This is a genomic window from Streptomyces shaanxiensis (assembly GCF_039537145.1).
Lineage (GTDB): Bacteria > Actinomycetota > Actinomycetes > Streptomycetales > Streptomycetaceae > Streptomyces > Streptomyces shaanxiensis.
On sequence record NZ_BAAAZY010000024.1, the window covers coordinates 306,143 to 322,112 of the forward strand.

A 15,970-nucleotide genomic window follows, 5' to 3' on the forward strand; every position below is an offset into this window, starting at 1 on the left:
CAATATGCCTCGGTGGTTATATGCCCGTCAAGGAATACGCGACCTTCGGACGTTCTTCCTGGTCAGGGTCACTCCGTCGGTACCGCGGCCGGCAGACCGAGGGCGGTGGAGACATGGCGCCAGATGGAGGTGAGGGCCGTGTCGAGAGTGACCGTCGGGTCGCGCAGCATGAGGCGGATGCCGTAGCCGTCGCTCAGGGACAGCACGAGGGTGCTGAGGTCGTCCACGTCGGTCGGTGTGAACTCACCGGAGGTGATGCCGCGCCGTATCGCGTCGGACACCCAGCCGTGCAGCTGGGCGTACAGGTCCACGGCGAAGACCCGGGTGGTCTCGTCGCGCAGCGCCCGCACCCACAGTTCCTGCCACAGCCGCCAGTCCTGGTGGAGTTCGGGATCGGTCGGCAGCAGGTTGCGCAGGATGCGGGCCAGGATGACCGCCGCCGGTGCCGTCTCCGCGTCGCGTTCCAGGTCGACGGCCGTGTTGGCGAAGGAGTGGGTCATCGCCTCGGTGAACAGCTTCTCGCGTGTGTCGAAGTGGTAGTGGAGCAGCGCCGTCGACACCCCGGCCCGCTCGGCGACCATGCGCATGCGGATCTTCTCGAAGCCGATGTCGGCGATGACCTCGCACGCCGCGGTCAGGATGCGCTCGCGCGTGTCTGCCGTGCGCACCTTCGTGGACACCCTGCGGCTCCCCTCGTTCGGTGGTCGTGGGCCATGACCATCTTCCCTCACGGCCGCCTCGCCGGTACCGGTACCTCGCGTCGTGGCTCTTCGTCGTACTCGTGGAAGCCCCGTCCGGACTTCCGCCCCAGCAGCCCGGCCTCCACCATCCGGGACAGCAGCGGGGGCGGTGAGTACTGGGGCTCGCGGAACTCCGCGTACAAGGACTCGGCGATGGCCCGTGTGGTGTCGAGGCCGATCAGGTCGGTCAGGGCCAGCGGGCCGAGCGGGTGCGCGCAGCCGAGGACCATGCCGCGGTCGACGTCCTCGACGGTCGCGCTGCCCGACTCCACCATGCGGACGGCGGCCAGGAGATAGGGCACGAGCAGCGCGTTCACGATGAACCCGGCCTTGTCCCTGGTCCGGACGACCTCCTTGCCGAGCGTGCCGGTCACGAAGTCCTCGGCCCGTGCCGCGGTGGCGGGCGAGGTGAGCAGCGACGGCACCAGTTCGACGAGCCGCAGGACCGGTACCGGGTTGAAGAAGTGCACGCCGACGACGCGATCCGGGCGGGATGTCGCGGCGGCGAGCCTGATGACCGGGATGGAGGAGGTGTTGGTGGCGAGGATGGCGCGGTCCTCTGTGATCACCGAGTCGAGGCGGGTGAAGACGTCGACCTTGAGGGCCTCGTCCTCGGCGACCGCTTCCACGACCAGGTCGTGGTCGTGGAGCGCTTCGAGCTCATGGACGACGGTGACCAGGGCCGCGGCGGCCTCCCGTCGTTCATCGCTCAGTCTGCCGTTGGCGGTCGCGCGGTCGAGCGAACGGGTGATGCGCAGGCGGCCGGCCCGGGCCGCCTCCGCATCGCGCTCCACGACCGTGACCGGTACGTCGGCCCGTGCGCAGACCTCGGCGATGCCGGCGCCCATCAGCCCGCAGCCGACGACTCCCACGCGCTTGATGTCGGTCATCCGTCTCCCTCTCTCCGGTCTGCGGTGGTACGGGTCAGGCGCTGGGCAGGTCCAGGACCCCCGAGCCGCGCTTGACGAGCTCGTTCGCGATGATCAGCCGCTGGATCTCGGAGGTGCCCTCCCAGATCCGGTCCACGCGCAGCTCGCGGTAGAGCCGTTCGACGGCGTACGAGCGGTCGTAGCCCCGCCCGCCGTGGATCTGCAGGCACCGGTCGACGACCCGGCCCGAGGCCTCGCTCGCCGAGAGCTTGGCGATGGCCGCCTTGGCGTGCAGGGTCTTGCGGTCCTCGGCCGAGGCCTGGTCGATCTCCCAGGCCACCTGGTGGGTGTAGGCGCGGTTGACCGCGATGTCCACCGCGCTGTCGGCGAGCATGCCCTGGATCAGCTGGTACGAGGAGATCGGCGCCCCGAACTGCTCGCGCTCCACCGCCCAGTCACGCGCCAGCTCCAGCGCCCGCTCGGCCGCGCCGATGGTGCGGGCGGCGATCATCAGGCGTTCCTCGGTGAACCAGGAGCGGGTGATGTCGTATCCCTCGCCGACGCCGCCGAGCACGGCGTCCTCGCTCACCTGCACATCGGTGAAGGTGAACTCGGGGTGCTCGTACACGAAGGTGTGCATCCAGCGCGGGACGCGCGTCATCTCTATGCCGGGGGTGTCCTTGTCGACGAGGAAGAGGGTGGGGGCGCGCTCGGGGCCGGCGGCCGCGAGCACGATCATGAAGTCGGCGTGGTCGCCGACGGTCACGAACCACTTCTCGCCGTTGAGCACCCAGCCCCGGTCGTTCCTGGTGGCGGTGGTGGCGAGGTTCTGCGGGTCGGAGCCGGCGCCGGGCTCGGTGACGGCGTAGCAGTCGCGCCGCTCACCCTTGATCACCGGGACGAGGAAGCGCTCGCGCTGCTCGGGGGTGCAGAAGCGCAGCGCGTTGGCCGGGCGCCACACCATGTCCCACAGGGCGCCGGTGAGCCGCCCCAACTCCTCCTGCACGGTGACCTGTTCGGCGATGGTGAGCCCGGCGCCGCCCCACTCGGCCGGCATGTTGACGGCCTGGAGCCCGGCGTCGAGGACGGCGTCACGGACCTTGGCGTGCGCGTCGGCGGGCAGGCCGTTGTCCTCCTCGCACTGGATCTCGTACGTGGCGATGAAGTCGGTGAGGGCGCGCGCGTCGACCTTGAGCTGAACCTGGCGCGGGGTGAGGCGGAAGTCCATGGAAGTCCTCGCTGGGGAAGGGCTGTTGCTGGTGAAGGGCTGTTTCAGTGCGTGGGCAGGGCCAGGGCGCGGGTGCCGCGCTTGATGAGCTCGTTGGCGATGATCAGCCGCTGGATCTCGGAGGTGCCCTCCCAGATCCGGTCGACGCGCAACTCGCGGTACATGCGCTCGACGGGGTAGGTGCGGTCGTAGCCGCGCCCGCCGAAGATCTGCAGACAGCGGTCGGCGACCCGCCCGGCGGCCTCGCTGGCGGCGAGCTTGGCGGTGGAGGCCTTGGCGTGCAGCGTCTTGCGGTCGGTGCCCGGCTGGTCGGCCTCCCAGGCCACCTGGTGGGTGTAGGCACGGTTGACGGCGATGTCCACGGCGCAGTCCGCGAGCATGCCCTGGATCAGCTGGTACGAGGCGATGGGCGCCCCGAACTGCTCACGCTCCACGGCCCAGTCGCGGGCGAGTTGCAGGGCGCGCTCGGCCGCGCCCACCGTACGGGCCGCGATCATCAGGCGTTCGTCGGTGAACCACTCCTTGGTCAGCTCGTAGCCGTTGCCGACACCGCCGAGCACGTCCTCGTCGCCCACGAAGACGTCGGTGAAGGTGAACTCGGGGTGCCCGTTGACCGCGGAGTGCATGAAGTGCGGCACCCGGGTCATCTCGACGCCGGGCGCGGCCTTGTCCACGAAGAACAGCGTGGGGAGCCGTTCGGGGCCCGCGTCTGCCTGGACCAGCAGGAAGTCGGCGATGTCGCCGCAGGTGACGAACCACTTCTCCCCGTTGAGCAGCCAGCCCCCGTCGGTGCGCGTCGCGGTGGAGGTGCCGGAGGACGGGTCGGATCCCGCGCCCGGCTCGGTGACGGCGAACGCGTCGAACTTCTCGGCGCGGATCACCGGCAGCAGGTACTTCTCGCGCTGCCGCTCGTCGCCGTGGGCGAGGACGTTCGCGGGCCGCCAGGGAATGTCCCACAGGCAGTTGGTGACCTTGCCGAACTCCTCCTCGACGATGACCTGGTCGAGCAGGCTGAGACCGGCGCCGCCCCACTCGGCGGGCATGTTGATGGCGTAGACGCCCGCATCCATGGCGGCCTGGGTCAGCTCGGTCACGAGCTGCTGCGGCAGGGGGCCGCCGGCCTGCTCGGACTGGTCCTCGTACCGCATGAGCAGCCGTGCGTACTCGGCGGCGCGACGCTTCAGGTCGGCCTGCTCGGGGGTGTAGCGCATGTCCATTCGGACCTCCGTGGTCGGGCGAGGGGCAATCAGTCGAGTACGGCGCGGGAGTCCAGGGCGAGGACTCCGTCGGGGCGTACGAGCAGGGGGTTGACCTCGATCTCGGCGATCTCCGGGTGGGCGGCGGCGAACGTCGTGATCGTCTCGACGGCCCGCGCGGCGGCGGCGACATCGACGGGCGGGCGGCCGCGCACCCCGTCGAGCAGGGCGGCGGTGCGCAGTCCGCGCAGCAGATGCAGGGCGCGGTCGGCGGGCACGGGGGCGAGAGTGAAGGCGACGTCGTGCAGTGCCTCGGCCAGCACTCCGCCCAGGCCCACCATGGCGACCGGGCCGAAGCGCGGGTCCCGGTTGACGCCCACGATGAGCTCGATGCCATCGGTCAGATCCGCCATGGCCTCGACGGAGTAGGCGGAGGCGCCGAGCCGGGCGTGCATCTCACGGAAGGCCGCGAGGAGTTCCTCGGGTCCGGCCAGGCCCAGTGCCACGCCCCCGGCGTCGGACTTGTGGAGCAGATGCAGGGCCTTGAGGACGTACGGGCCGGTGAACTCCTCGGCTGTGGCGAGCAGTTCGGCCTCGTCGTGGATCTCCCGGGCGGCGGGGAAGGCGAGTCCGGCCGCTTCCAGAGCGGCGCGCGTCTCCATGTATCCGCTCTCGCGCATCGGGGAGGCGGGACTAGGAAGGGGGGCGAGGCCCGGTGAACCCTGTGAACCCTGTGACCCCGGTGAGCCCGTTGCCGTGGCGGCGAGTGCGCGGGCGGCGTCCTCGGTGGCTCCGAAGACCGGTACGCCGGCGGCGGCGAGAGTGCGGCAGCTGGGCGAGTCGGGGTACATCGACTGCACCACCAGGGGTTTGGCGGTGGCGCGGTGCCGGGCGGCGATGAGGCGTGCGGCGGCCTGTTCCCCGTCCGCGAGGGCCGCACCACCTCCGCCGAGCCCGCCCTCCGCGGCCGCGTATCCGCCGAAGTAGCCGGTCATCAGCACGGCGTCGACCTCCTCGGCCGCGAGCAGCGCGGCGACGGTCTCCGCGTAGGACCCGGGGTCCTGCTCCCCCATCCCGGCGAGGTCCACCGGGTTGGCCACGGCCGACTGTTCCCACAGGGCTTCACACAGCCGCTGCCGCGTCGGCTCCCGCAGTTCGGGCACGGCGAGGCCGGTCGCCTCCACCGCGTCGGCGGCGACGACACCGTGGCCGCCGCCGTCCGTGAGCACGGCGACCCGGTGGTCGGCGGCCCGGCGCCCACCGCTCAACGCGGCCAGGACGACGGTGAGTTCACGCGGCGTGGCGACCAGCTCCACCCCGGCGTCCCGGCACGCCGCGGCCACGACGTCGGCCGAGGTGGTCAGCGCGCCGGTGTGTGACTGTGCGCTGCGCGCGGAGGCGTCCCCGCGCCCGGCGGTGAGCAGCACCACGGGCTTCCCCGCGTCGGCGGCCGCCTCGGCGAAGGCACGTCCGTCGCCGAAGTCCTCGGCGTAGACCGCGATGGCCCGGGTGCCCTCGTGCCGGGCGCAGTCGGCGAGCAGGTCGACGAGGGTGACGTCGGCCTGGTTGCCGAGCGAGACGAAGCGGGAGAAGCCGAGGCCGTGCGGGCGGAAGCGGAGCTGGAGTTCGAGGGCGAGATTCCCGCTCTGGCTCAGCAGGGCGACGCCGCCAGGGGTGAACGTGTCCGACGCCAGGAACAGATCGGTGGTGTTGTCGGCCAGGCCCAGACAGTTGGGCCCGACCATCACGGCACCGGCGGCGCGCACCCGCTCGGCGACGGCGTTCTGCCGGACCCGCCCCGCGTCTCCGGTCTCGGCGAACCCGGCGGTGATCGCGACGATCGCCCGTGCCCCGCACCGCAGGGCCTCGTCGACGGCGTCCTCGAATCCGGCGGCGGGCACGGAGACCACCGCCAGGTCGACGGGTTCGCCGATGGCGCTCAGGCTGGGCGCGGCGGTGCGTCCGAGTACGGTTCCGCCACGGCGGTTGACCAGGTGGACGGGACGACGGCCGTTCGCGCGAACCGCCTGGGCGGCGATGGCGTGGCCGTACTTGGCCGGGTCGTCGCTGGCTCCGACGACGGCGACGGAGACGGGGTCGAAGAGCGCCGACAGATCGCGTCCCATGTCACTTCACCAGCCGCAGCGCGGAGTTGGGGCAGGCGGCGACGGCGGCCTCGGCGGCGTCCTCGTCACCTGACGGCACTTCGGCGGCGCGCACCTGCGCATAGCCCCACTCGTCGAGGTCGATCAGCTCGGGCGAGGGTTCCTGGCAGAGGCCGTAGCCCTGGCAGCGGGTGGAGTCCAGCAGGAGTTTCATGGTGCGGTCCTTTCGGTACGGCGGGATCGTGCGTCTCGGCCGGGGGCCGACTCGTGGGTCAGGGGCCGACTCGTGGGTCAGGGCACCGGCACCACGAACCGGCGTCCGTCCTCGGAAGCCGCGTCCGAGCACGCGGGGCAGCAGGCGCCGCGATGGGCGTCGACCTGATCGGGAAAGCGGTCGAGGAGGGTGGCGCCGATCCGTGCGGCGGCGTCGAGCAGCCCGCAGGCCCCACGGCCGGGCAGTTGCCGCGACCAGCGGCGCAGTTTCTCGACCGTGTCGTAGCCCGCCTCCCCGCGCGCCACCGCCGACAGCGCCTTGGCCAGCGCCCCGGTGCCCGAGACACACACCCCGCACTGCCGGGCGCTCTGCGCCCCGAGGTAGGCGGCGGCCTCGACGGCCACGGCGACCGGGCAGTCCTCCGGGCCCAGGAAGTGCAGCGCTCCGCAGCCGAGGGCCCCGCCGACGGCGTTCAGGCTGTCGTGGCCGAGCGGAAGATCCGTCCACTCCTCGCCGTACAGCCCGCCGAAGAGCCCACCCAGCAGGACCGCATCGGCCCTGCCGTGCCCGGACAGATCGGCCAGGACCTTCAGATGGGTACCGGCGGGCACCTCGACGAGCGCGGCACCACCGCCTGGACCTGAGAGAGTCACCAGATGGGAGCCTGCAACGGCATCCGCCTCGTCGGGGCGCGAGTACATCACCGCGAGGCGGGCCAGCGTCTCCACGTTGGCGACCAAGGTGGGCGCGCCGCCGACTCCGCTCTCGAACGGGCGCGGGGGTTTGGCCGTGGGCAGCGCCGGGCCGCCGTTGATACGGCGTACGACCGCGGTCTCCTCCCCCGCGACGTAGGTGTGCTCCGTCCGTACGACGTCGACACGCAGCTCAGGGGCGCACTCGGCGAGCGCCCGACGCACGGCCCGCTCGGCGGGGGCGTCGGAGAGGTACACGAAGCCGCGCTCGGCGCCGGTCATGGCCGCGGCCAGCCGGAGTCCGTCGAGGACCACGTGCGGGCGATGCCGCAGCAGCCAGCGGTCCTTCACGGAACCCGGCTCACCTTCCTCACCGTTGGCGACGACGACGCGCGGGCCCGGTGCGTCACGGACGGCACGGAGCTTGACCGCGGTCGGGAAGCCGGCCCCGCCCCGGCCGCGCAGCCCCACGGCGGCGATCCGGTCGAGCAGGCGCTGGGGCGCGACCAGCGGCGCGTAGCCGCCGACGGTGAGGTAGCTGTCGACGTCCTCGCTCAGGCCGAGCGGCGGGACGAGCAGGCCGTGCCGTCCTTCGGGGAGGAGGGAGATCACGCCGGTCATACGGTGCTCCTGGGCTTGGAGGGGCCGAAGAGTGCGGGCCCGGGGTGCGCCCTCAGGCGGGCCAACGCGCGCTCCAGATCGCGCCGCTGCGTGGCGGTGCGCTCGTAGCCCATGCCGGGCAGGCCGATCAGCATGCGGTGGTGATCGAGGACGACCTCGCCGACCAGCAGCGCCGCCCCGGGGTCGGTACTCCGGGATCCCGCCGCCTCGACGACCAGTTCGGTGACTTCGCGCAGGTAGCGGAGCCAGCCGCGTTGCGTGCCCCGCAGCACCAGCCGCTCGACGCGGTGACGCTCGGCGGCGACGAGGGCCGACGGCGGGCGGCCGGGCTCCTGGGACCGCAGGGCGGCCACCGCGGCGGGCAGCTCCTGTTCGGGCTCCGGTGTGAGGCCGAGCCATACGACACTGCGGCGAGCGCTCATGCGTGCCTCCGGGGTCGCACCGCCTCCGGGTGGTCCGGAGTCCCTCCGTTTCCGGGTACTCCGGAGGCGGGGGTGGCGCGGCCATGACGTGGGACGGGGATGCTCCGGTGCCGTGACGCGAGGGGCGGGGGAGCTGTGCGGGGTGTCCGGATCGCTGTGCTGGGTGTCCGGATCCGGACACCCGATGTGGCGCGGACCGACGGCCCGCGGGCTTACGGAATGCGCCTGGGCATCCGTCTGTCGGGCCCCGGGCCATCCGCTTGGCAGGAGACTAACTAACTAATCAGTCAGCCCACAAGTCTTGACTTGGCGCCGCGGCAGTCCCACTCTGACTAACCAATCAGTCAGCTGGATCACGGCAGGTCCGCAAGCCGCGCCCGCCCGTCCGGCCACGCCCTCACCGCCCATCGCCGCCGCAGCGGCGCGGAGGAGGACCCGCACATGAACCCCTCGACGACCCGGGCAGTCCGTGCCGTCTCCCCTGCCCCACCGCAGCCGCCCCCCGAGCATCCCGGGGAGGCCCTGTCGGCCCGCTACTACACAGATCCGGCCATCGCGGAGGCCGAGACCGACCGCATCTTCGCCAAGTCCTGGCAGCTCGTCTGTCACGAGTCCGACCTCCCCGGCCCCGGCGCCCGGCTGACCGCCACCGCCGCAGGCCGGGAGGTGCTGGTCGTCCGCACCGAGGACGGCGGACTCGCCGCCCACCTCAACGTCTGCCGGCACCGCGGCACCCGCCTGGTGACCGACCCGGAGCCGGCGGGCAAGGCGATCCGCTGCCCGTACCACGGCTGGACCTACAAACTGGACGGACGCCTCGTCGGCGCCCCGGAGGCCCGCCGGATCCCCTGCCTGGACAAACCGAAGCTCGGTCTCCACCCGGTCAACGTGGAGTCCTTCCTCGGCTTCGTCTTCGTCAACCTCGACATGGAGGCCACTCCGCTGGCCGAGAGCTGTGCCGGGCTGGCCGAGGCCGTCGGGCGCTACGCCGGGTCCGGCCTGGTCCCCGTCGGCGAGCACCGCATCCACGACCTGGCGGGAGGCGAGCAGCAGAACGCCAACTGGAAGGTGATCGTCGACAACTATCTGGAGGGCTATCACGTCCCCGTCGCCCACCCGGCGCTCATGCGACTGCTCGACTACGCGGCGTACACGGTGGACGTCCAGGAGAACTACGTGCTCTTCGAGTCACCCCTGCGCGACAAGCCCTCCTCGAACTGGACCGAGCGGCTCTACCAGCGGCTGGCGACCCCGATGCCGGGGCTGACCGAGGCCGACCGGCGCGTGTGGCGGTACGCCGTGATCTATCCCAACACGCTCATCGACTTCTACCCTGACCACGTGCTCGCGTGGACCGCCCTGCCCACCGCCCAGGACCGGGCGGCGATCCCCGGCGCCTTCTACACCCGGCACGGCGAGAGCGTCCGTACCCGGCTGGCCCGGCGGCTGAACATCCACATCGGCTGGGTCACCAACGACGAGGACGCCGAGCTGGTGGAGCGGGTGCAGGCCGGCCTGCGCACGCCCGGATTCGAGCCGGGTCCGCTGTCGCAGCGCGAGGCCGCCGTCGGCTGGTTCGCGCGCCGGGTCCGCGAGGACCTGGAGGGGGACGCTCGGTGACGGCCGCCGACACGGTGCCGTCGCCGCACCCGCACACCGCCGCCGTACGCCTCCCGTCGGCCCCGGCCTCGCCCTTACCGCGCGCCCTCTGGTCCGCGCACGCACCCTCCCCCAGACCGGTCTTCACTACGGAATCAGGGCCTGAAGTGAGCCGACCAGCCGGTCCAGCCCTGGACTTGTGCCGTTCCTCGACGGAGAGGACGCTCCATGTCCCCCGAGGTACTACCGCCGTCCCGACGCGCCTTGCTGCGGGCGGGCGCCTGCGGCCTGTTGGGCGTCGCGGCCGGCGGTTGCGGGTTCATGCCCGCCAAGAAACCCGACGCCAAGCAGCTCGCCCCGGTCGAGGCGCGCGTCGACGGAGATCTCGTCTACTTCAACTGGGCCGACTTCGTCGACCCGTCCGTGTTCAAGGGATTCGAGAAGGAGTACGGCGTCAAGGTCGTCCAGTCGAACTTCGACTCGATGGAAGGCATGGCCGCCAAGCTCAACGCGGGCAACCGCTACGACATCATCTTCCCCACGGCCAAATGGGCGCAGCGGCTGGCCCGCGGGGGTCGGCTGCGCCGTATCGACCACTCCCAGCTCACCCACTCGCAGGACGTATTCGGCGCTTACACGTACTTCGCCGACCCCTGGTACGACCCCGGCTCCGCGCACACCGTCCCCTTCACCGCGTACAAGACGGGCATCGGCTGGCGCCGCGACCGGATCGGTGAACTCACCGACTCCTGGCGGGACTTGTGGAGCGACCGGGCGAGCGGCAAGGTCTTCCTGCTGGACGACCGCGACGAGGTCCTCGGCATGGGTGCCCTCGCCCTCGGTCTCGACGTCAGCACCGGTGACACCGGCGACCTCGACCGCATCACCTCCCTGCTGGGCACTCTGCGGCCGCGGCTGCGTGGCTTCTCCAGCGACAGTTACAACAACCTCCTCAACGGCAACGCGCTGATTCAGCAGGCCTGGAGCGGCGACATGGCCGCCATGCTCTACCAGGCCGAGGACCCGTCCGTGTTCGGGTTCGAGGCCCCCAAGGAGGGCACCCCGATCAACTCCGACTGCTACGCCATCCCCTGGAACGCGCCCCATCCCGGCACCGCGATGCTGTTCATCGACTACATGCTGCGGCCGGAGAACGTGAAGAAGAACATCGAGTACATCGGCTACCCGATGCCGGTCGCGGGCTCCGAGAAGGTCTACGCCGATCTTGTCGAGCCGTTCCCCGAGTGCATGGTCACCCAGGAGGACCTGAAGGCCGGACTGTTCTTCCGCAACGGAGGCAGCGCGGCGGAGGACGCCCGCGACACCGCCTGGACCCATGTGAAGGCGGGCTGAGACATGGCACTGCTGCGTCCCTCCTCCCGTGCCCGCCGCCGGGACACCTCCGGGAACCGGATGTGGGTCTGGTTCATGCTGCCGGGCACCCTGTGGATGACCGGCTTCCTGATCGCCTCGCTGGCCCTCGTCGCCGTCCTCGCGGTCGGCACCACCGACGAACTCGGCAACCCGCGCTTCGGCTTCGACCTGGCCGGCATACGCGCCCTCGCCGACCCGGCCTACACCGAGGTACTGGCCCGCTCCCTCGGGTACGCCCTGCTGACCTGCCTGATCTGTCTGCTGATCGCCTATCCGGTGGCGTACACGATCGCCCTGTACGGCGGGCGCTACAAGCACGCGCTGATCGCCGCGATCGTGGTGCCGTTCTTCGCCAACTACCTGGTGCGGATGTACGGCTGGTCGGTGGTCCTCTCCGACGACGGGCCGGTGCTGAGCGCACTGCGTGCGGTCGGTCTGGCCGACGCGGGCACGAGGATCCTCAACAGCGGGTTCGGCGTGGTCGCGGGACTCGTCTACGGCTTCGTCGTCTTCATGATCATCCCGCTGTACGCGGCCCTGGAGCGCCTCGACGTCTCCCTCATCGAGGCCGGCCGCGATCTGTACGGCGGCCCCGTGCGCACCTTCTTCTTCGTCACCCTGCCCGCCACCCGGCAGGGCGCGGCGGCCGGGCTCGTCCTGGTCTTCCTGCCCGCCATGGGCGACTTCGTCAGTGCCCAGCTCATGGGAGGCCCGGACCAGATCATGATCGGCAACCTCATCCAGGACAAGTTCTTCCAGGGCCAGAACTGGCCGCTCGGCTCGGCGCTCACCATGCTGCTGATGCTGGTCCTGCTGGTCGGGATGCTCGGCTATCTGCGGCGCACCCGCAAGGACGAGGCGGAGGCACTCCGATGACCCTGGTCCGTCCGCCCTCCGCCACCGCCCCGGCGAGTCCGACCTCGCGGACCCGCACTCGGCGCGCCCGCGCCCACCGCAGGCCCCGCATTCTCCTCGCGGTCACCGGGCTGTTCTTCGCGCTGCTCTACCTGCCCATCGCCGTAGTGGCCCTCTTCTCCTTCAACTCCCAGAAGTCCCTGACCGTGTTCGACGGGTTCAGCCTGCGCTGGTACCGGGCCTTCGTCCACGACGACGTCCTGATCGCCTCCCTGGGCACCAGCCTGCGCATCTCCCTGGTGGCGATGGCCGGTTCGGTGATCCTCGGGGTGGCACTCGCGCTCGGTCTGGTCCGCTGCCGCACCCGGCTCGGCTCACTGGCCGGACTGGTCATGCTGGTACCGCTGATCACACCGGAGATCGTCACGGGCGTGGCGTCGATGCTGCTGTTCAAGGGACTGGGCGTGCCCCTGTCCACCGGTACGGTGATGCTCGCCGAGATCACCTTCTCGATCTCGTACGTCACCGTCATCCTCCGCTCCCGGGTCGCCGCGCTGAACCCCGAGGTGGAGGAGGCCGCGATGGACCTCGGCGCCACCCGCTGGCAGGCGGTCCGGCTGGTGACCCTGCCGGCACTGCTGCCCGCCGTGCTCGCCTCCGCCGTACTGATCTTCGCGCTGGTCTTCGACGACTTCGTCCTCGCCTACTTCACCACCGGCGTCGACCCTCAGCCCCTGTCGGTGCGCATCTACTCGGCGATCCGCTTCGGCGTGCAGCCCACCATCAACGCGGTCGGCACCCTGATGCTCGCGGGATCCATCGCCCTGATCGCCCTGGCCCTGTTCATCCCGCGCCTCTTCGGCCGCCGCGGCGGCCTCGACCTCCTCTCCGGGAAGTGACTCCATGGACACGACCCCTGCCGTCCGGCTCGACGGCGTCTCCAAGCAGTTCGCCGACTCCTACGCCGTCCACCGCCTCGACCTCGATATCGAGGCCGGACACTTCTACTCCCTGCTGGGCCCCTCCGGCTGCGGCAAGACCACCACGCTGCGCATGATCGGCGGATTCAGCGACCCCACCGAGGGCTCGGTGCTGCTGGCCGGTGAGGACGTGACCGACCTGCCGCCGAACAAGCGCAACGTCAACACCGTCTTCCAGAGCTACGCGCTGTTCGACCACCTGAGCATCGCGGACAACGTCGGCTTCGGCCTCAAGCGCAGGGGCGTCGCCAGGGCCGAGATACGCCAGCGTGTCGGTGAGATGCTGGAGCTGGTCCAGCTCGCCGGGCTCGCCGAGCGCAGGCCCCGTACCCTCTCCGGCGGTCAACGCCAGCGCGTCGCGCTCGCCCGGGCGCTGGTCAACCGGCCCGCCGTCCTGCTCCTCGACGAACCGCTGGCCGCCCTCGACCTGAAACTGCGCCGGCAGATGCAGGTGGAGCTCAAGCAGATCCAGCGCGAGGTCGGCATCACCTTCGTGTTCGTCACCCACGACCAGGACGAGGCGCTGACCATGTCCGACCGGATCGCCGTGATGAACGAGGGCCGCATCGAGCAGTGCGGCACTCCCGAGGACATCTACGAGCATCCCGCCACCCGCTTCGTCGCCTCCTTCATGGGCACCTCCAACCTGATGACCGGCACCTACCGGGACGGTGAGGTGGCGCTGGAGAAGGGGCCCGCCCTGGCCGTCGGTCCGCGTACCGACATCGCGGACGGCAGCGCCGTCAGCGTGTCCGTGCGCCCCGAGAAGATCTGGCTGTCCGACTTCGAACCGGGCATGTCGATGCTCAGCGGGGTGATCCGAGAGACCGTCTACAGCGGCCCGACCACGACCTATCTGATCGAACTCGCCCCGGGCGTCACGCTGTCGGTGCTGGAGCAGAACACGGCCCGCGCCCGCATGGAAGACCGCTGGAGCGGCGGCGAGACGGTCGAGTTCGGGTGGCGGCCCGAGCACTGCCTGGTCCTGGCCTGAGCGCCCCCGTTTCTCTCAGGAAAGCGAAGCTGATGCATCACGACGTGATCGTGCTCGGCGCCGGTCTCGCCGGGCTCGCCGCCGCCCGAGACCTGGCCGCCGCCGGCACCGACGTGCTCGTCCTGGAGGCCCGGGACCGCGTCGGCGGCCGGGTCGAGCAGACCCGCACGCCCGACGGCCGGACCGTCCAGCTGGGCGGCGAGGTGGTCGGCACCGGGCACACCGCCTATCTCCGACTCGCCAAGGAACTCGGCCTCGAACTGGTCCCCAGCTATGTCCAGGAACCCGGCCGCATCACCCGTGCCACCCCGGAAGGCCGCTCGGCCGGTGATCCACCGCACTGGTTCGGCCCCGGGGACGCGGCCCTGCACGAGCGCCTGAGCGGCGAGTTCACCGCGCTCGCCGCCACCGTCGACCCCGACGGCCCCTGGTCCCATCCGGACGCGGCCGCCCTGGACCGCCTGTCCGTGGCCGACTGGCTGCGCTCCCGGCAGGCCACGCCCGCCGTGGTCCGCCTGTGGGACATCGGCCAACTCGCCCTGGCCGGCGGCTCGTACGAACGGATCTCGCTGCTGGCCGCGCTGCGCAAGAGCGCTGCGGTCCCGGGTTCGGGCACCGGCGACTACGACTACACCGACTGGGAGGGACTGCGGCTGGCGGCGGGATCGGCCACGCTCGCCGAGGTCATGGGCCGCGAACTGGGTCCGCGCATCCGGCTCGGCTCACCCGTCGCCGCACTGGACGTAGACCCCGGCCGCTCCACCGTCCGCCTGGTCACCGGCGAGACCCTCACCGCAGGTGCCGTGGTGAGCGCCCTGCCCGTCGGTCCGCTGCGGGACGTCGCCGTCACCGGGGTGAGCGAGGCGCGGCTCGCCTCCCTGCACCGGCAACGCCAGGCGACGGCCGCGAAGTTCGCCGCCGTCTACGACCGTCCCTTCTGGCGGGACGCCGGTCTGAACGGCCTGTCCGAGGCTGAGGGAGTGCTGGGCAGTACGTGGCCGCAGAGCGAGGGCGTCCTGTCGGCACTGATCCCGCCCGAGAGGTACGGCGTCCTCCTCGGCACCCCACCCCAGCTGCGTACGCCCGAGCTGCTCGCCGAAGTGGCCGGCATGTTCGGCGACGAGGCCCTGCGGCCGAGCGCGTGCCATCTGCGGCTGTGGGGCACGGACCCGTGGACGCGGGGCTATGTCACCCAGTGGCCGCCCGGCGAGGTCATGGCCGTGGGTCCGCTGCACGGCACCCATGAACCGCCGTTCTATGTCTGCGGCTCCGACCAGTGGGTCGCCGGATACATGGAGGGCGCGGTCCGTACGGGCCGCGCCGCCGCCGAGGAGGCGCTGCGCCGTGGCTGACACCGACCGCCTCGACCACTCCGACCGCCTCGACCACTCCGACCGTCACAACCACTCCGACCGTCACAACCACATCGCCGGAAAGGAGGTACCGGCCGCCTCCGGCGCCACCCTGCCCTTGATCGACCCGGCCACCGCACTCCCCCACGGCACGGCCCCGCTCTCCGGCCCCGAGGACGTGGACGCCGCCTGCAGGGCGGCGGAAGAGTCCTTTCCCGGCTGGTCGTCGACGACTCCGGCGCAGCGGCAGGTCGCGCTGCTGGGCATCGCCGACGCCCTGGAGCGGGAGGCCGACGCGCTGGCCGCCGCCGAGGTGACCGACACGGGCAAGCCGCGCGCCCTGTTCCTCGCGGACGAACTGCCCGCGATCGTGGACGTGTTGCGGTACTTCGCCGGAGCCGCCCGGAACCTGCCGGGCGCCGCGGCCGCCGAGTACACGCCGGGCCGTACCTCGGTGCTGCGCCGCGACCCGGTCGGTGTGTGCGCCCAGATCACGCCGTGGAACTACCCGCTGATGATGGCCGTATGGAAGGTCGCCCCCGCGCTGGCCGCCGGTAACACCGTCGTCCTGAAGCCGTCCGACACCACGCCGTCGTCGGCCACGCTCCTGGCCCGGCTGGCCGCCGAGCACCTGCCGCCCGGTGTGCTGAACGTCGTGTGCGGCGACCGCGACACCGGTCGTGCCCTCGTGGCCCACCCGCACGTCCGGCTGGTGGCCGTCACCGGAAG

Annotated in this window: 15 protein-coding genes; 7 read left to right on the forward strand and 8 right to left on the reverse strand. The window is 71.5% G+C overall.

Translation table 11 applies throughout. The annotated features are described in order from the left end of the window. Nucleotides 1–68 precede the first annotated feature (68 nt). From ABD932_RS35735 to ABD932_RS35770, 8 genes are all read right to left on the reverse strand, one after another. Nucleotides 69–680: a TetR/AcrR family transcriptional regulator gene (locus ABD932_RS35735; protein WP_345019413.1), complete on the reverse strand. Its 612-nt coding sequence runs from the start codon at nt 678–680 to the stop codon at nt 69–71. 47 nt (nt 681–727) lie between these two features. Beyond that, nucleotides 728–1,630, reverse strand: a complete 903-nt coding sequence (locus tag ABD932_RS35740) for a 3-hydroxybutyryl-CoA dehydrogenase (protein WP_345019416.1) — start codon at nt 1,628–1,630, stop codon at nt 728–730. Nucleotides 1,631–1,664: 34 nt separating this feature from the next. Next, on the reverse strand, nt 1,665–2,837 hold the full coding sequence (locus tag ABD932_RS35745; protein ID WP_345019418.1) for an acyl-CoA dehydrogenase family protein: 1,173 nt from the start codon (nt 2,835–2,837) through the stop codon (nt 1,665–1,667). A 44-nt stretch (nt 2,838–2,881) separates the two neighbouring features. Beyond that, nucleotides 2,882–4,054, reverse strand: a complete 1,173-nt coding sequence (locus ABD932_RS35750; protein WP_345019420.1) for an acyl-CoA dehydrogenase family protein — start codon at nt 4,052–4,054, stop codon at nt 2,882–2,884. A gap of 29 nt (nt 4,055–4,083) precedes the next feature. After that, nucleotides 4,084–6,159 (reverse strand): acetate--CoA ligase family protein, encoded by a 2,076-nt coding sequence (locus ABD932_RS35755; protein WP_345019422.1) that lies wholly within the window; start codon nt 6,157–6,159, stop codon nt 4,084–4,086. A gap of 1 nt (nt 6,160) precedes the next feature. Further along, nucleotides 6,161–6,352, reverse strand: a complete 192-nt coding sequence (locus ABD932_RS35760; protein WP_345019424.1) for a ferredoxin — start codon at nt 6,350–6,352, stop codon at nt 6,161–6,163. A gap of 77 nt (nt 6,353–6,429) precedes the next feature. Further along, a complete protein-coding gene (locus ABD932_RS35765; RefSeq protein ID WP_345019426.1) occupies nt 6,430–7,665 on the reverse strand; it encodes an NADH-ubiquinone oxidoreductase-F iron-sulfur binding region domain-containing protein in 1,236 nt (411 codons plus the stop codon). Next, nucleotides 7,662–8,087, reverse strand: a complete 426-nt coding sequence (locus ABD932_RS35770; RefSeq protein WP_345019428.1) for a hypothetical protein — start codon at nt 8,085–8,087, stop codon at nt 7,662–7,664. Before ABD932_RS35770 ends, ABD932_RS35765 begins: the two co-directional genes overlap by 4 nt. 441 nt (nt 8,088–8,528) lie before the next feature. Between ABD932_RS35770 and ABD932_RS35775 the strand changes: the two genes are divergently transcribed. From ABD932_RS35775 to ABD932_RS35805, 7 genes are all read left to right on the forward strand, one after another. Then, nucleotides 8,529–9,707, forward strand: a complete 1,179-nt coding sequence (locus tag ABD932_RS35775; protein ID WP_345019430.1) for an aromatic ring-hydroxylating oxygenase subunit alpha — start codon at nt 8,529–8,531, stop codon at nt 9,705–9,707. Nucleotides 9,708–9,914: 207 nt separating this feature from the next. Next, entirely contained in the window at nt 9,915–11,039 is a 1,125-nt protein-coding gene (locus tag ABD932_RS35780; protein ID WP_345019432.1) for a polyamine ABC transporter substrate-binding protein, read from the forward strand. A 3-nt stretch (nt 11,040–11,042) separates the two neighbouring features. Next, complete coding sequence (locus ABD932_RS35785) at nt 11,043–11,936, forward strand: ABC transporter permease (RefSeq protein WP_345019434.1); 894 nt, start codon at nt 11,043–11,045, stop codon at nt 11,934–11,936. Then, complete coding sequence (locus ABD932_RS35790; RefSeq protein WP_345019436.1) at nt 11,933–12,814, forward strand: ABC transporter permease; 882 nt, start codon at nt 11,933–11,935, stop codon at nt 12,812–12,814. The genes ABD932_RS35785 and ABD932_RS35790 overlap by 4 nt, the downstream gene beginning before the upstream one ends. A gap of 4 nt (nt 12,815–12,818) precedes the next feature. Beyond that, the gene (locus tag ABD932_RS35795; RefSeq protein ID WP_345019438.1) at nt 12,819–13,889 is read left to right on the forward strand and encodes an ABC transporter ATP-binding protein; all 1,071 of its coding nucleotides are present in this window, start codon (nt 12,819–12,821) and stop codon (nt 13,887–13,889) included. Between the two features lie 32 nt (nt 13,890–13,921). Beyond that, nucleotides 13,922–15,241 carry a flavin monoamine oxidase family protein gene (locus tag ABD932_RS35800; RefSeq protein WP_345019440.1) on the forward strand — a complete coding sequence of 440 codons (1,320 nt, stop codon included), beginning with the start codon at nt 13,922–13,924 and terminating at the stop codon, nt 15,239–15,241. After that, a partial coding sequence (locus tag ABD932_RS35805) for an aldehyde dehydrogenase family protein (RefSeq protein ID WP_425587569.1) occupies nt 15,234–15,970 on the forward strand: 737 nt, incomplete at its 3' end. The genes ABD932_RS35800 and ABD932_RS35805, both read left to right, overlap by 8 nt.

Bases quoted from the DNA above. Each gene is read 5' to 3' on its own strand.
- ABD932_RS35740 (WP_345019416.1), bottom strand. From the start codon at position 1,630: ATGACCGACATCAAGCGCGTGGGAGTCGTCGGCTGCGGGCTGATGGGC.
- ABD932_RS35745 (WP_345019418.1), bottom strand. From the start codon at position 2,837: ATGGACTTCCGCCTCACCCCGCGCCAGGTTCAGCTCAAGGTCGACGCG.
- ABD932_RS35750 (WP_345019420.1), bottom strand. From the start codon at position 4,054: ATGGACATGCGCTACACCCCCGAGCAGGCCGACCTGAAGCGTCGCGCC.
- ABD932_RS35755 (WP_345019422.1), bottom strand. From the start codon at position 6,159: ATGGGACGCGATCTGTCGGCGCTCTTCGACCCCGTCTCCGTCGCCGTC.
- ABD932_RS35760 (WP_345019424.1), bottom strand. From the start codon at position 6,352: ATGAAACTCCTGCTGGACTCCACCCGCTGCCAGGGCTACGGCCTCTGC.
- ABD932_RS35765 (WP_345019426.1), bottom strand. From the start codon at position 7,665: ATGACCGGCGTGATCTCCCTCCTCCCCGAAGGACGGCACGGCCTGCTC.
- ABD932_RS35770 (WP_345019428.1), bottom strand. From the start codon at position 8,087: ATGAGCGCTCGCCGCAGTGTCGTATGGCTCGGCCTCACACCGGAGCCC.
- ABD932_RS35775 (WP_345019430.1), top strand. From the start codon at position 8,529: ATGAACCCCTCGACGACCCGGGCAGTCCGTGCCGTCTCCCCTGCCCCA.
- ABD932_RS35780 (WP_345019432.1), top strand. From the start codon at position 9,915: ATGTCCCCCGAGGTACTACCGCCGTCCCGACGCGCCTTGCTGCGGGCG.
- ABD932_RS35785 (WP_345019434.1), top strand. From the start codon at position 11,043: ATGGCACTGCTGCGTCCCTCCTCCCGTGCCCGCCGCCGGGACACCTCC.
- ABD932_RS35790 (WP_345019436.1), top strand. From the start codon at position 11,933: ATGACCCTGGTCCGTCCGCCCTCCGCCACCGCCCCGGCGAGTCCGACC.
- ABD932_RS35795 (WP_345019438.1), top strand. From the start codon at position 12,819: ATGGACACGACCCCTGCCGTCCGGCTCGACGGCGTCTCCAAGCAGTTC.
- ABD932_RS35800 (WP_345019440.1), top strand. From the start codon at position 13,922: ATGCATCACGACGTGATCGTGCTCGGCGCCGGTCTCGCCGGGCTCGCC.